At 65.7% G+C, this 14,554-nt stretch carries 11 protein-coding genes and 1 pseudogene; all 12 read right to left on the reverse strand.

Going from position 1 to position 14,554, the window contains the following annotated elements; translation table 11 throughout:
* Window positions 1–13 precede the first annotated feature (13 nt).
* On the reverse strand, window positions 14–1,327 hold the full coding sequence (der, locus tag ACIRA7_RS10355) for a ribosome biogenesis GTPase Der (RefSeq protein WP_396220766.1): 1,314 nt from the start codon (window positions 1,325–1,327) through the stop codon (window positions 14–16).
* Window positions 1,324–2,619: a DUF512 domain-containing protein gene (locus ACIRA7_RS10360; RefSeq protein ID WP_396220767.1), complete on the reverse strand. Its 1,296-nt coding sequence runs from the start codon at window positions 2,617–2,619 to the stop codon at window positions 1,324–1,326. Before ACIRA7_RS10360 ends, der begins: the two co-directional genes overlap by 4 nt.
* A gap of 132 nt (window positions 2,620–2,751) precedes the next feature.
* Window positions 2,752–4,212, reverse strand: a complete 1,461-nt coding sequence (locus tag ACIRA7_RS10365; protein ID WP_396220768.1) for a hypothetical protein — start codon at window positions 4,210–4,212, stop codon at window positions 2,752–2,754.
* A gap of 180 nt (window positions 4,213–4,392) precedes the next feature.
* A complete protein-coding gene (locus ACIRA7_RS10370; RefSeq protein ID WP_396220769.1) occupies window positions 4,393–5,538 on the reverse strand; it encodes a threonine synthase in 1,146 nt (381 codons plus the stop codon).
* A complete protein-coding gene (gene uvrC / locus ACIRA7_RS10375) occupies window positions 5,535–7,523 on the reverse strand; it encodes an excinuclease ABC subunit UvrC (RefSeq protein ID WP_396220770.1) in 1,989 nt (662 codons plus the stop codon). Before uvrC ends, ACIRA7_RS10370 begins: the two co-directional genes overlap by 4 nt.
* Window positions 7,487–9,061 (reverse strand): murein biosynthesis integral membrane protein MurJ, encoded by a 1,575-nt coding sequence (gene murJ / locus ACIRA7_RS10380; protein WP_396220771.1) that lies wholly within the window; start codon window positions 9,059–9,061, stop codon window positions 7,487–7,489. The genes uvrC and murJ overlap by 37 nt, the downstream gene beginning before the upstream one ends.
* Entirely contained in the window at window positions 9,058–10,674 is a 1,617-nt protein-coding gene (gene bshC / locus ACIRA7_RS10385) for a bacillithiol biosynthesis BshC (protein WP_396220772.1), read from the reverse strand. The genes murJ and bshC overlap by 4 nt, the downstream gene beginning before the upstream one ends.
* A 9-nt stretch (window positions 10,675–10,683) precedes the next feature.
* Entirely contained in the window at window positions 10,684–11,148 is a 465-nt protein-coding gene (locus ACIRA7_RS10390; RefSeq protein ID WP_396220773.1) for a 23S rRNA (pseudouridine(1915)-N(3))-methyltransferase RlmH, read from the reverse strand.
* Between the two features lie 28 nt (window positions 11,149–11,176).
* A complete protein-coding gene (locus tag ACIRA7_RS10395) occupies window positions 11,177–12,487 on the reverse strand; it encodes a Glu/Leu/Phe/Val dehydrogenase (RefSeq protein WP_396220774.1) in 1,311 nt (436 codons plus the stop codon).
* Between the two features lie 24 nt (window positions 12,488–12,511).
* Window positions 12,512–13,735 carry a tetraacyldisaccharide 4'-kinase gene (locus ACIRA7_RS10400; RefSeq protein ID WP_396220775.1) on the reverse strand — a complete coding sequence of 408 codons (1,224 nt, stop codon included), beginning with the start codon at window positions 13,733–13,735 and terminating at the stop codon, window positions 12,512–12,514.
* Window positions 13,629–14,297, reverse strand: coding sequence for a lysophospholipid acyltransferase family protein (locus tag ACIRA7_RS10405; RefSeq protein ID WP_396220776.1), 669 nt, complete (start codon window positions 14,295–14,297; stop codon window positions 13,629–13,631). Before ACIRA7_RS10405 ends, ACIRA7_RS10400 begins: the two co-directional genes overlap by 107 nt.
* Window positions 14,294–14,554 (reverse strand): annotated as a pseudogene (locus ACIRA7_RS10410) (lipid-A-disaccharide synthase); the annotation flags it as partial. The gene ACIRA7_RS10405 and the pseudogene ACIRA7_RS10410, both read right to left, overlap by 4 nt.

Here is a 14,554-nt window from a genome sequence, read left to right on the forward strand (position 1 = left end):
GCGATCATGGGACTCACGACTCGCGCTTGCTCCGCATGATGATGCGCATCGGCGAACCGGTGAACCCCCACTTCTCGCGCAGCTGGTTGTGAATGAAGCGGATGTAGTTCTCGGGGATCAACTCCGGATGGTTGCCAAAGAACGCGAACGTCGGCGGAGCGGTCTCCACCTGTGTGGCGTAGTTCAGCTTGACTTCGCGACCGGCGGCCTGGGGGGGCTGCAGACGCGCAATGATCTCCTGCAGGGCATCGTTCACCTGCGATGTGGAGATGCGGCGCGTGCGCTGCTCCTGCACCTCGAGGGCCATGTCGAGGACCTTGTTCACGCGCTGGCCCGTCAGTGCCGATGTGAACAGGAACGGCACAAACCCGAGATACGGCACCTTTTCGACGGCGTCCTTGCGGAACTTGGCCGAGCTCTTGTCGGTCTTGTCGGCGTAGAGGTCCCACTTGTTGATCACCATGATCAGACCACGGCCGGCTTCCCACGCCAGCGTCGCGATCTTGAGATCCTGATTCTGCAACCCTTCCGTGGCATCGACCATCAGAATGCACACGTCGGACGAGTCGATGGCCCGGCGGGTGCGCAATGCCGAGTAGAATTCGATGCCGTCGTCGATCTTTGACTGACGCCGCAAGCCGGCGGTATCGACGAAGATGAGCTCGCGATCGTGATAGCGCATCGGGGCGTCGATCGAATCGCGCGTGGTGCCCGACTCGTCGTTCACCACGAGGCGCTCCTCGCCGAGCAGCTTGTTCACGAACGACGACTTCCCCACGTTCGGGCGTCCGATCACGGCGATACGGGTCGCTTCCGACGGCACTTCGTCCGTTTCCGGAATGGCGGCGACCACCGCGTCAAGCAGGTCGCCAGAGCCCTTGCCGTTGGCGGCGGATACTGGATACACGTCGGTCACGCCAAGCCGATAGAAGTCGTAGAAGTCGGCGCTGTTGGGATCGTCGACCTTGTTGGCGACGAGAACCCACGGTTTCTTGGCATGCCGCAGGATGTCGACCAGGCGGGCGTCACTGGGATGTACGCCGACCTTCGCATCGACCACGAGCATGAGGAGATCGGCTTCTTCGATCGCCTGCATCACCTGCTTGCGGATGGCCACGTCCATGGGCTCGTTTGAGTCTTCAACGAGCCCCCCGGTGTCGACGAGCCAGAAGTGGTGGCCGGCCCAATCGGCCTGACCGAAATGGCGGTCACGGGTGGTACCCGCTTCATCACTGACGATCGCCGACGCTTCGCCGACGATACGATTGAACAGATGGGACTTCCCGACATTGGGACGTCCGACGATGGCTATGACTGGAAGACTCATGCGGCGGGTTGGAACGCCGCGTCACCTTCCGGGACCAGCGCGTCTATGAAATCGTACGAAGGAAATACGGGCATCGGCAGCGACTCACGCACCGCCACGAACGACTCCTCGTCGAGAAAGAGTCCATCGTCGTTGATGCACTCCGCGGGAATGAGCGCGAGGTCGAGATCATGCCGATCCACGAGTGCCTTGCGAATGTCGGCGCCCACGAGCAAGCCGGCCGTGGTGGTGGTGGGACCGAACAACGAATTCTCCATGGTGATGAGCGAGAACTCGGCGCCAGTGGCTTCACGCAGCAGGTCGAGCAACTCGGGCATCAACGGCGTCATGGAAACACCCGTGACGATACCGATCTTCTTGCCGTCGAGACGCGGCAACTGTGACAAACCGTCGCGCACGCGGGACCGCAACGATGTCACCGCACCAACCCCATTCTCGATCTGCGAGAAGTCGCCGTAATGCTCCATGCCGGGGAGCGGTTCGTCGCACAGCAGATAGAGTTCGTCTGATCCGAACACCCATCGGTCGCCGCGCTCGGCGAGCCCGCGATCCGCCCACCGTTGCACCGTATCGAGCAGGCGGCGCGCGTTGACCGCGTCCATCGACTTGCCGTTGTACAGGTGCGAGAACTGCGTCACACCGACCGGGACCAGCGCCACCGACATCACGGCATCGCCAAGGTTCCACAGGTCGGTGAGCGACTGCTCGAGCACGTCGCCGTCATTCAGCCCGGGCACGATGACCATCTGCCCGTGGAACTGAATACCCCCCTCCGCCAGACGCGTCAGCTGCTCGACGATGTTGGGGACGCGCGGATTGTTGAGGAGCACCTTCCGCGCTTCCCACGGCGTCGCGTGCACCGACACATAGAGCGGTGACAGGCGATACTCGAGAATCCGCGCGATGTCCTTCTCCTTGACGTTGGACAGCGTCGCGAAGTTGCCGTACGCAAAGGACAGCCGGTAGTCGTCGTCACGGATGTACAGCCCCTTCCGCAGCCCTTTGGGGAGCCCTTCGATGAAGCAGAACTCACACCGGTTGGCGCACCGACGAACAGTGGGGGGCGCAAGCTCCACACCCATCGGCTCTCCACCGTCGCGCTCGATGTCGTATTCGACATCCGAACCATCGGGCAGTCGCGCGGACACGACGAACGCCTCATCGGCCGTCAGGAACTCCCAATCGAGGAAGTCTTCCAACGGCCGTTCATTGACAGCGAGGAGTTCTGTGCCGGGAACGATGCCGATCTCGTCGGCGATGCTCCCTGGCTGTACACGTGTGACGCGAACCATGACCCGGGACGAAAACGGGGGACGAGGCCCAAAGGCCTTCCCCCGATAGACAAGGGGCGGCAGCCGTAGCGCGGCCGCCCACTTGAGAAAATATACGAACTCCGGGGCCCGAAGTCAATTCAGAACATGGACTTACTTGAGGGGCGCATAGCGAAATGCAATCGCGTTCGGCGCCTCGAGCTTCACCGAAAAGGTGGTGTTCCCACCCGCATCGACCGGTCCGATAGCGACGTCCTTCGAGGCGACGACGGCACCGGCGGCATCAAGCAGCTCGAGCTTCATCGTCCACGAGGCCGTCGCACTGCCCTCGTTGCTGACCGTGCCCTGCACCGAATACGCGTTCCCGGATTTCTGGGCCAGCGTGATGTCGACCCGCGGGTTGGTCTTGGTCTGCTTGTCGAGGTAGAAGAGGACTGAATCGTTGGCCGACTTCTTCTTCGCCGCATCCGCATCGGCCCGGGCTCGCAGTTGCCAAAGCCCGGCCATCAGGCGGTAGGCACGATCGTAGTTCGGATCGACGCTGACCAACCGCGTCACGACCGGCCCCATGCGTTCCGTGTCCTTCAACGTGAAGAGCACGTTGGCGTAGTTCAGCAACGCCACACGGTGGTAGGGATTCTTCTTGAGCCCGTTCTCGAAGAGCTTCGCGGCATCCGGGTCGTGACCGGTCGCCGCCGCATTCGAGGCGGCCTCGAACAGCTGGTCGGCCGAGAACTTCTCCGGCGCAGTCAGCATGTCGACAAAAATCGCCGTCACCGCCGCGGTGTCACCCGACAGTCGAACCGCCCGACCCAGAGCCTGCGCGGCATTCGCGTCACCTGGGGTGTCCTTGAGGTACGCCTCGAGGAGTGCACGCGCCGCCTTGATCTCGGCGTCCTTTTTCGGGCCGGCGGCTTCGGTCTCGGCTCGGGTCAGACTGATGACCGCCAGGTTGTATCGGCTCTGCTGCTTGACCTTCGTAAAGAGCGTGTCCGAGCCGGAGAGCGCGATCACTTTCTCCATCGCGATCATGGCGCTATCGGTCTTGTTCTGCTTCTGGTACACCGAAGACAACACGTTCCAGGGACGCGGATCACTCCCGGCGACCTGGAGCGACAGGTTCGCGAAGTACGACGCCGAGTCATTCCGTTCGGCGCCCATCGCGGCGATCGCCTTATTCAATATCTCGCCGAAGAACTGGGCTCGATACGGACGCACCTTCTCCGTGCACTGCGGCAGCATCGCCTCGATCGCCGTGGCGGCAGAGTCGAGGGCCAGCAACAGGTTCTGGGAGCCCGCTGGATTCTGCGTGAAGCCGACATCGCCACGCTTCATGACGTAGCTGGCGTTCTCGCGCTGCAGCCATTGCGCATAGGCGCGCACCAGCATCCACTGGCGACCGGCTTCGTTCTTGATCTTCGACGGATCATCGGTCAGTACGCGAATCGCGTTCTGCAGGTGCTTGGGCACCTCGTCGGCGCGCTTTGCGGCCGCGGCGGCAATCACATATTGTTTCGCGCCGTTCACCTGAAACGGGCTACTGTCGTTGATCTGGCACGCCCCCTGCGCCACGGACACCGCTGGCAGCACCGTACTGAGAAGCGTCGCGCTCACGACCGCTGTCCACATCCGAACCTTCATCACTACTCTCCTCGTAAGTGCCATGATAGCTGCTGCCTCGTTGTACCCCGACGCGCGCTCAGGCTCATCGCTCACCGGAACACATCATCGAGCCTGAACGATCCGTTCCATCTGAACTCGACCAGCCGCGGGAGTAATCGGCGGCGTACGTCTTTACGCGCGGTACGACGCGCCGCTTCCGGTATTAAACACCACCACCTCGGCATCGGCCGAGAGCGTCCCCGCGGTCACGGCATCACGCAGAACCGACAGCGCGCAGCCACCTTCTGGCGCCGCGTCGATGCCGGTGGCCGTCGCCATCCGAAGCGTCCAGTCCCGAATCGCCTCCTCAGTCGCGGTCCCCGCGAGACCATGGGTCTCGCGCAGCACGCGAAGCAAGAGCCGGTCGCCGAGCGGTGACGGCACGCGCAGGCCGCTGGCGTACGTCACGGGGTCGACCCAGGGCGTGGCCCGATCTTCGTTCGCCGCGAACGCCCTCGCGATGGGTGCGCATCCCGCGGCCTGCGCCACCACGTACCGAGGCTGCGTAGCACCGTCAGGGAGCCAACCGCCAGCCATCAGTTCGTTGATGGCCTTCCAGATGCCAATCGTCCCTTCTCCGCCACCCGTCGGGTAGACCAACGCATCGGGCAACCGCCATCCGAGCTGCTCGGCCATTTCGAACCCCATCGTCTTCATCCCTTCGACGCGGTACGGCTCACGAAGGGTGGACACGTTGAAATAGCCGGACTCGGCGGCATACGCGATAGCGAGCTTACCCGCGTCGCCGATATGTCCCTCGATCCGGATCAGCGTGGCGCCGAGCGCCTCGATCGTATCGAGGATCGGACGCGGTGTGGTGCGCGGCGCAAACACACGCACCGGGAGGCCCGCCGCGGCTCCGTAGGCGGCGAGGGCCGCGCCGGCGTTGCCGGCGGTCGGTACCACAAGGCCGGGATACCCCTGGGCCTTGGCACGGGTCACAGCCGCGCTCATGCCTCGCGCTTTGAACGACACCGTCGGGTTCTGCGACTCATCCTTGACCCACAAGCGGCGCACGCCGGTCGCGGCCGCCAGTGTAGGCGCCTCGATCATGGGCGTCAGCCCTTCGCCGAGGGACACGGGCGCTTCTCCAGCTTCGAGCGGCATGAACGGCGCATATCGCCAGGCATCCCAGCGATCGGCCAGTGGTGTTCCCTTGGGAACGGGTGCGTACTGCGCGAACAGGGGTTGGCCACACGCCCCGCAGAGGGAGGCACGATCGCGCTCGGCTGCCGTGTCGCACGCGGAACAGCGCAGAGTCCAGGACGCAGGAGTCATTCGAGAGTGATGTCGGGAGGGACGTCGGAAGCCAGCTCGGTGGGAATATCCGTCGGAGTCGCGCGGGAGGGAACGCCCAGCGCCGAGAGCAGCCGCTGCGCCGAGCCCGGCCCGAAGCCCGGGACGGCGGCGATCTGTTCCACACTGGCCTCGCGAACCCCCTGCACACTCCCGAACACCGTGAGAAGCGCCCGCCGTTTGGCAGGACCCACACCGGGAATCTTCAGGAGCTCCGACGTGATCGTACGCGCCGCGCGCTTCTGTCGCTGAAAAGTGACAGCGAAGCGGTGGGCCTCATCGCGGGCCTGCTGCAGCATCCGAAGCGCCGGTGAGCGACGCGGCAGCCGCACGGGATCGCTTCGGCCGGGCATGAAGATCTCTTCGTCGCGCTTGGCCAGACTGATCAAGCCAATCGACGTGATCCCCAGCGCGTCGAGCGCCGCGCGCGCGGCACCAAGCTGTCCCTTGCCGCCATCGATCACGGCCAGATCAGGAAGCACCAGCTCTTCGGTCACCCGTCGCGTGAAGTATCGCGTTACGACTTCATGCATCGACTTGAAGTCGTCGTTGCCTTCGAATATCGCGATCCTGAACTTGCGATACTCCGCCCGCTTGGGTCGCCCATTCTCGAACCAGACCGCGCTGGCCACGACGTCGGTGCCTTGGGCATGCGAAATGTCGAAACAAACGAGTGACCGTGGCAGGCGAGGCAGCCCCAGCTCGCGCTGCAACTCATAGACCGGATCGACGGCGCGCTCATCGGCCTCCAACGCGGCGAGCTTGAACTCCTCCAGCAGATGCTGCGCGTTCTTGTCGGCGAGATCGACCAGCGCACGGCGCGGACCGCGCTGCGGTATACGAATCTTGGTTCGTTCGAGTGAGGCTTCGAGCGATTCACGATCTTCGAAGTCGAAGGGCACCATCAAGTCGGCGGCGCGAGCCTCAGCGGTGCGATACCACTGCGCGAGACAGGCCCCAAGAACGGCCCCATCGTCTTCGTCCTCCGCGTGTTCCACGAGGCGGTGGTCGCGTGCGAGCAACTTGCCGCCGCGGATCCGCATGACCACGACACACGCGTCCTCGCCGTCGCGCGCATAGCCCACGACATCACGGTCGCCGCCTTCGACCTCCAGCACGACCGTGGGCTCCTCCATCTTCTCGAGATGGCGCAACGCGTCCCGCAGTTCACCCGCGCGCTCGAAATCCAGTCGCTCTGATGCGTCCATCATGCGCTCGCGCACGTGACGCACGACATCGCTGGTGCGCCCGTCGAGAAACCACACGACTTCGTCGATCATCGCGCGATAGTCGTGCGTGGTCTGATACCCTACGCACGGTGCCTGACAGCGCTTGATGAAATAGTCGAGACACGGCCGTTCCGGCGCTTCTTTGGGCAGGTTGTAGTGACACGACCGCACCGTGAAGATCCGCTTGACCACGTTCAACGCACGGCGCATCGAACCGACGTCGGTGTATGGGCCGAAGTATCGTGCACCGTCATCCTGCAGACGGCGCGTCACGATCACGCGGGGGAACGGCTCCTGCACCGTGACCTTGATGTACGGATACGACTTGTCATCGCGGAGCGCGATGTTGAAACGCGGGTGGTACTCCTTGATGAGCGTCGCTTCGAGAATCAGCGCGTGCGATTCGCTCGGCACCACGATCGTATCGAGCTCCCGCACCTTGCGCATCAATCCGCGCGTCTTCGGACTGCTCAGGTGATCCTGGGCCCAATAGCTCTTCACCCGTGAGCGCAGTCGCTTCGCTTTCCCCACGTAGAGCACCGTGCCCTCGGCATCTTTCCACAGATAGACGCCGGGCGATTCCGGAAGGTGAGGAAGCTTCTGGGCGACACTTGGAGGCATCCCGCGCGCGATGGCTGCGGTGGTCCAGTCATCGTCGGGTACCAGCAGCGCATCGCTGAGCCGCTGCTCATGATCGGCGCTCATCGACGCACCGGCCGCACGGATAGGCGAAGCCATCGCGCCGCCTCCGCAGAACCCAGCGCCCATGCCACTGCCAGATAGGTCGCCCCGAAGCCCGCCAGCACCGGCAGGCCCGCGATGCGTGGATGCAGCCCCGGAAACCAGCGTTGGTGGGCAACGCGCAGGAACCCCGCCAGCACGCCGGCCACCAACGCGGCGACAACAATTCGGCGGGTTCCCTGCCACATCCCCGGCGTGTACAGCGCGCCGAGCCGCTGCCGGAGCCCGCGCGACAGGATCGCCAGATTCACGTACGATCCCATCGCCGAGCCCAGCGCGATGCCGGCCGCCGCCATCGGCAGCGAACGCAGCGGGATCGCGATGCCGATCGAGACCGTCGCCGACACGATGATGCTCGCCATCGACGCGCGCAATGGTGTGCGATAGTCCTGCAGGGCGTAGTACGCGGACCCGAGCAGCTTCACCGAGCCGAAGCTCACGAGGCCGACGGCATACGCCGCGAGTACCCAGTGTACCGATTGCTGTTCGGCGGCGCCGAACCGTCCGGCGCGATAGAGGATGCCCACGCAGTAGTCACCGAGCGTGATGAAGGCGACCGCGCTGGGGACGATGTAGAACAGAATGCGCTGCCACCCGCCTCGGAGACGTTCGAGCAGCGCATCGAGCGCCAGGGCTCCGCTGTCGCGCGCGAACTCCGGGAGCGCCGCGGCGGCGACCGACACGCCGAACAGCGACACCGGCAACATGGCCAAGGTGTTTGCGTACGACACGTTGGTGGCGGCGCCACGCGGCAGATATGACGCGATCTGCAGATCGATGAACGAGGAGATCTGCACCACCCCGAGCGCCGTCACGACTGGCAGCACGTTGCGCAGCGTCTGCATCACACCGTCGGCGGAACGATCCAACGACGGACGGAGCGATCCCACCAGACGAAGCACCTCCGGCGTCTGTGCGGCGATCTGCAGCACGGCACCGCCCAGTGTTGCCCAGGCCAGCCAATACGCGAGCGTCATGGCATCGGGCGCACGCGGTCCCGATACCAGCAACAGCGCGATCTGCGCGATCGACCAGAGCGCCGCACTGGCGTACGACCAGAAGAACCTCCGGTGCGAGTTCTGAATACCTAGGCACCAGCCACTCAGCACCATCAGTCCGGTCATCGGAAACAGCACGCGCGTCAGCCGCGTGGTCAGCACCTGGGTCGCCGCGTCGAAGCCCGGCGCCAGTACGGTGGTCAGGATGGGGGCCGCGGCGATTCCCACCAGCGTGAGCAGTGAGACGGCCACCAGCAACAAGCCGAGGACGGCGTTCGCTAGTGCATTCGCGGCCTTGGGATCCTCGCGCGTGAGCAGGCGGCTGTACACCGGCACGAACGACGCGGAGAGCGTTCCCTCGCCAAGCAGATTCCGAACGGCATTCGGGATTTTGAACGCGGCATTGTACGCGTCGGAGGCCGCGCCCGATCCGAAGAAATACGCGAAGGCGGTGTTCCGCAGCAGTCCGACGATGCGGCTGAGCAGAATGCCCGCACCGACGACGAACGCGGAGCGTCCGCCACCGGGGTCACTCATGACGACGTGCGCGTTCCGTGCACGAGCGACTGCGCGTGCGACGCGGACGCATCTCGAAGCCGGAGCAACAGTCCGACACCGAATCGCGCGAGATACGGCAGGAGATTGAGTACGCGCTCCGGCGACTTCCCCATCGGCCGCAGCGACGCACGGACGTACGCGAGCTCGCGCATCGCCTCGATTTCGTTGCGCTTGACGCCACCCAGCACGCGGTGCTCGAACTTGTCGATACGGTGGGTCAGGTCTCGGGACAGCCCGGCGATCACGTCGTGGCTCACGGGTGCCCCCGCACCGTCGACGCTATCGCGCAAGGCGCGGAGCTGCGCATCGATCGCCACGCGAAGCCGCTCCAGCGTATCGTTGATCCCGTCATCCAACAGGCGCTGCGCCACCAGTTGCTCGGCGGCATGCGGGTCTCGGAGGGCCGCCTCGGACACGCCGAGCCGATCGAGCGCGCGATCCGCGTCGCCGTCGAGCACTTCGCCGGCCCACCGTGGCGACACCACCGGCGCGGGTGAACCGAGGGCCGAGGCAATCGGCGATACTTGGGCGAAATACGCCAACTCACCGGGACCCGCGAGATACGTCAGCGTCGGCAACAGCGATCGCTCCAAAACGGGGCGGAGCAGCACATTGGCCCCGAGCGTCCCCGGTTCCGCTTCACGGGCAACCGTTGCTGCGTCCGCGATGGGAACACGCACCCGCACGCGCTGGACGCCGTCGCCCCTGGACACGACACCGCTGTGAAACACCAACGTCAGCCCGTCGACGACGTCGACCTGCGGCGCGTATCCGGCAGCCGCTATGGCCTGCGTGCGGGCCGATAAGGCTTCCGAAACGGGAAGTGCCGCCGTCAGCGCATGGCGGAGAAATCGATCCGATGCCGCCCGGAACGCTGGATGCGCCGCATCGAGCACGGCGATGCCCAGCGGCTCGAGCAGGGTTCGCAGCAGCTGCACGTAGGCGGCGCCGACGGTGGCGTGCGCCACGTACGCCGCGTCCACCGCCGCGAGCACGCCAGCCTGCGCCGCCGACCCACACGCCGCCGCGAGCCCCGCTCTGGCGGCGGTCAAGTCGCCGAGCGGCACGTCGGCCATCGCGACACCCTCGGTTGGCGGCCCGACCAGCGACAAGGTCTGGAGGCCACGCGCCGTGGCCACATGGGTGACCGCGGCCTCCATCCAGTCGGCGTCATCGCTCGCAGCCCAGAACACCGGTGCTACGGGCATGTCGATCGCCGCCGCCAATTCGTCTGCCATCGACAGCGCACACAACGCCTTGCTCCACGTGTACGCCGGACCGCCGTACAATCCGGGCTGTTGACCCGTGGTCACAACGACGCCGCGCGCCGAGGCCTGCGCCAACCGATCGGCCGCCGCGCCGGTCGCGGAAAACGCCGGCGCAAGCGTGCTGAGCCAGTCGACGCCGTCGAGGGACGCACGGACCTGCAGCGCATGGGCGCGCCACGACGCCGGCGACGAAGGCCGATGGGAGTACCACTCCGCACCGACATCGCCGCGCTGCACCGCCTGCGACAGCGCGCTGCCGCCGAGCTGGCTGGTACGCACGATCACGCCGTCTAGCGACATCGAAAATGCCTCACGGACAGTCACGCCCTCTGCTCACTTGTGGTACGGTTCGCCACGCACGATGGTGCCCGCCCGGTACAATTGCTCCGAGAGCACCAGCCGCGCTACCTCGTGCGGCAACGTCCACGGGGCCAACGACAGGCGCTTCGCCGCACGCCCACGTACGGACTCGCCAAGTCCATGCGCACCGCCGATGACAAACGCCACGCTGCGCGCCTGTTCTCGCTGATCCTGAAGCCAGCCCGCGAAGCGCGCGGAGTCCATCGATTCTCCGCCCGGATCACACGCGACGAGCTGCGCATCGCCAGGCAGGCGCTCGGCCAACCGCTCCGCCTCGCGATCCATCACCAGTGCCGGCGTCAGTCCCCGTCCCGATTCCTCTTTGACTTCGACCACGTCGAGCGGCCAATAGCGCGCCGCGCGTGCTTCGTACTCCCGAATGGCATCGGCCAGCCCCGCATCGCGGGGCCGGCCGATTACGAGCAGCGAGATCCGCATGAATCGGAAACCAGTGCTGCGTCAACGCTCACGCGTAGATGCCGCGGAGGCGGTGCACCGTGGCCACCCGGCTGATCGACAGCATATAGGCGGCCGTCCGCATGTTGACCCGATGCTGCTTCGACAGCGAGAGCACGTCCTGAAAGCTGCGGGTCATGATGCCGCCCAGCCGCTCGTTGACGTCGGCCTCCGACCAGAAGTAGCCCATGCGATCCTGCACCCACTCGAAATACGATACCGTAACACCGCCCGCGTTCGCGAGGATATCGGGAATCACGAAGATGCCCTTCTCTTCGAGGATCGAATCAGCAGCGGCCGTGGTCGGGCCGTTCGCCCCCTCGCAGATCACCTTGGCGCGGATACGCGCGGCGTTCTTGGTCGTGATCACGTTCTCGAGGGCCGCCGGCACCAGCACATCCACATCGAGCGTCAGCAACGTATCAGCATCGATCATCTCGGCGCCCGTGAACCCTTCGAGCGAACGGTGCTGCTGCACGTACGCAATCGCGGCGTCGACATCGATGCCCTTCGCATTGTAGAACGAGCCGGCGCGATCGCCAATCCCCACGATCTTGCACCCCTCGGCCACCATCAACTTGGCCGCAGTCGACCCGACGTTGCCGAAGCCCTGCACCGCGACCGTGGCGCCCTTCATGGACAGCCCGAGATGATCGAGGGCCTCGCGGGTCACCAACATGCACCCGCGGCCCGTGGCTTCACGACGCCCCTGCGAACCACCCATCTCGATCGGCTTGCCCGTCACGACAGCGTTCTCGGTGCGACCGACATGCATCGAGTAGGTGTCCATCACCCACGCCATCACGCGCTCGTTCGTGTTCACGTCGGGCGCGGGGACGTCAGTGTCGGGGCCCAGCAGCGAAATGATCCCCTTGGTGTAGCGGCGCGTGACGCGCTCGAGTTCTCCCACGCTCATCGTGAGCGGATCACAAATCACGCCGCCTTTCGCACCGCCGAACGGCAGATTGACGACCGCGCATTTCCAAGTCATCCACGCGGCGAGGGCCTTCACTTCCTCGAGCGTGACCTTCGTGTCGAAGCGGATTCCACCCTTGGCCGGTCCACGCGACGTGTTGTAGAGCACGCGATAACCGGTGAAGACTTCCACATCCCCGTTGTCGAGCTGCACGGGCACCGACACGATCAGCTGTTTTTCTGGATTGCGGAGGATCTTGTAGATGCCGGGCTCGAGATCGAGCAGCTCGGCGGCGCGATCGAAGCGCGACATCATCGCTTCGAAAGGATTCTCTTCGTCGAGGAACCGATCCTTGTCCGGGCGGACAATACTGTCCGTCGGCAGGCGTAGGAGTTCGATAGCCATTTCGCCAGGTTATTGAGGCCGGACTCAGCCGGCGGTTGGAGTGATGGCCCTGCGCGCCGCCAATACCCGAGCCACAACCTGCTCCAGTATCTCGGCGCCTTGCTCGACCACCACAGTTTGCGAAACATACCAAAGGGCGGCACCGGCGGGAGGCCAAAGCGGGACTAGTTTTACCGCATCTTTGAGCGTGCAGAGCACGTCAACGGACGGTCCGGCCCGCGCCACGATGTCGGAAATGTCGCCCGCGGCGAAGTCATGATGGTCCGGATAGAGGGCGTGGTGCCGGACGACGGCCCCCGCCGACTCCATTTGCCGGCGAAATGCATCGGGATCGGCGATGGCACTCACGAGGAGTACCGCCCGTCCGCGCAGCCACGCCAAGTCATGCCGAAGTCCAGGTGGGACCGACCGGGAACGGCCGCCGATGGTTGCGGCAAGCCGCACTCCACCCGGGGCTAATCGGATCTGGGCAATCGGCACGTCCGGCGCGGCCCGTCTGATCGCGGCCCGCAGCGCGTGCACCCTGTCGACGTTCGCGGCTTTGACCGTGATGACCACCGCCGACGCCCGGGTCAGGCTCGCGAGCGGCTCCCGATACGGCCCGGAGGGCAACAGGCGAACGGGCTCCTGCCACGCATCGGCGCTGACCAGGACCACATCCGCGATCCGCGCCACTTGACGGTGCTGAAACGCGTCATCGAGCACCGCGCAATCGCACTGTTTGCTGCGCGCCGTGACGAGTCCGACGGCACGCTCCGGGGCCACCACAACCGGGACGCCAGGCGTCAGCAGCCCATGGACGCGCCATTCGTCGTCCCCGTAGCCACGCAGCACCAACGCTGGCGACGCTCCACCGGCGCACAACCGCGAGACGAACCAGGACGCGACAGGCGTCTTGCCGGTACCGCCCACCGTCAGATTTCCCACCGACAGCGCGGGGAGCGCCGGTACCGCAAGCGCACCGCGCCGCGCACGCGCGTCGAATCCCGCATTGCGTCGTGATACGACCGCGCCGAACAGCCAGCTGAGCGGTGTGAGCACCGTCCGGACGACACGCGCGCCGACCGATGAGGATTGCCACACGTACGATGCGAAGGCGCGCCCAGTCGTGCCCGCGCTCATCCGGCCAGCGCCCGTCGCGTCACGCGCGCGCCGGCTCGCCCGCACGTGACGCCACCCGAGCGACGGCCTCGCGCATGCGCTGTGCGAATTCGTCCGTTCGCGCGGCGACCGCCCGCGCGTCGACATCGCCCAGCACGACCGGCTCGCCGTACTCGATGGTGATCCGCGCAAACGGCTTCGGGATCTCGAAACCATCCCAGCTGCGCAGCTGCCACTTGCGATCGACATGCGCGACCAACGAGACGACCGCGACGCCGGCCCGATGCGCCAGCACGAGCGCGCCCGGCGCAAAACTGTGGCGCGGTCCGCGCGGCCCATCAGGCGTGATCGCCATATCGGCGCCGCGCTTGAGCACCTGCACCCCTTCAAGCAGCGCCCGCACACCCCCGCGCGACGACGACCCGCGTACGCCGAAGAACCCGAAGCGTTCCACGATGCGGGCGATGATCTCCCCGTCCCTGTGCTCGCTGATCATGACCCCCGTGGGCTGACGATGCGCCCAGAGGAGCGGAAGCATCTGTCCATGCCAAAGCACGAGCACGACGCGCGCCGCCTCAGGGGCGCGGTCAAGCAGCGCCTGTCGGCCATGCACCGTCACACGCCAGGTCGCGCCGAGTGCATGGAGCAGCCATGACCCCAGCGCAATGGCCACACGCGTGCGCCAACTGGTGGCCGCGGTGGACGTCACGGGGGTTCGGCCGCGACGAGGTCGCGAATCATCGTCGCCACGCGCGCCGAGGCCCCCGGGGTGCCCAGCATCCCGCGCACTTCGCGCAGCCCCGCCTCCGCCAGCGCCCGCTCCGGACTGGTCGTGTCAAGCAGCGGCATGAGCGCATCGGCGACGCGACGCGGCTGGAACGCCTCCTGCACGAACTCCCGTGAGACCTCGCGCTGCGCGACCACGTTGACCAGCCCGATGTGCGGAATCTTCACCACGCGCCGCGC

Source organism: Gemmatimonas sp. (assembly GCF_044376735.1).
Lineage (GTDB): Bacteria > Gemmatimonadota > Gemmatimonadetes > Gemmatimonadales > Gemmatimonadaceae > Gemmatimonas.

What these genes read in the sequence shown, in the direction of transcription:
- uvrC (WP_396220770.1), bottom strand. Translation starts at nt 7,523, where the DNA reads ATGGCTTCGCCTATCCGTGCGGCCGGTGCGTCGATGAGCGCCGATCAT.
- der (WP_396220766.1), bottom strand. Translation starts at nt 1,327, where the DNA reads ATGAGTCTTCCAGTCATAGCCATCGTCGGACGTCCCAATGTCGGGAAG.
- murJ (WP_396220771.1), bottom strand. Translation starts at nt 9,061, where the DNA reads ATGAGTGACCCCGGTGGCGGACGCTCCGCGTTCGTCGTCGGTGCGGGC.
- ACIRA7_RS10360 (WP_396220767.1), bottom strand. Translation starts at nt 2,619, where the DNA reads ATGGTTCGCGTCACACGTGTACAGCCAGGGAGCATCGCCGACGAGATC.
- ACIRA7_RS10390 (WP_396220773.1), bottom strand. Translation starts at nt 11,148, where the DNA reads ATGCGGATCTCGCTGCTCGTAATCGGCCGGCCCCGCGATGCGGGGCTG.
- ACIRA7_RS10370 (WP_396220769.1), bottom strand. Translation starts at nt 5,538, where the DNA reads ATGACTCCTGCGTCCTGGACTCTGCGCTGTTCCGCGTGCGACACGGCA.
- ACIRA7_RS10400 (WP_396220775.1), bottom strand. Translation starts at nt 13,735, where the DNA reads ATGTCGACGCGCGGGCGGTCGCCGCGCGAACGGACGAATTCGCACAGC.
- ACIRA7_RS10395 (WP_396220774.1), bottom strand. Translation starts at nt 12,487, where the DNA reads ATGGCTATCGAACTCCTACGCCTGCCGACGGACAGTATTGTCCGCCCG.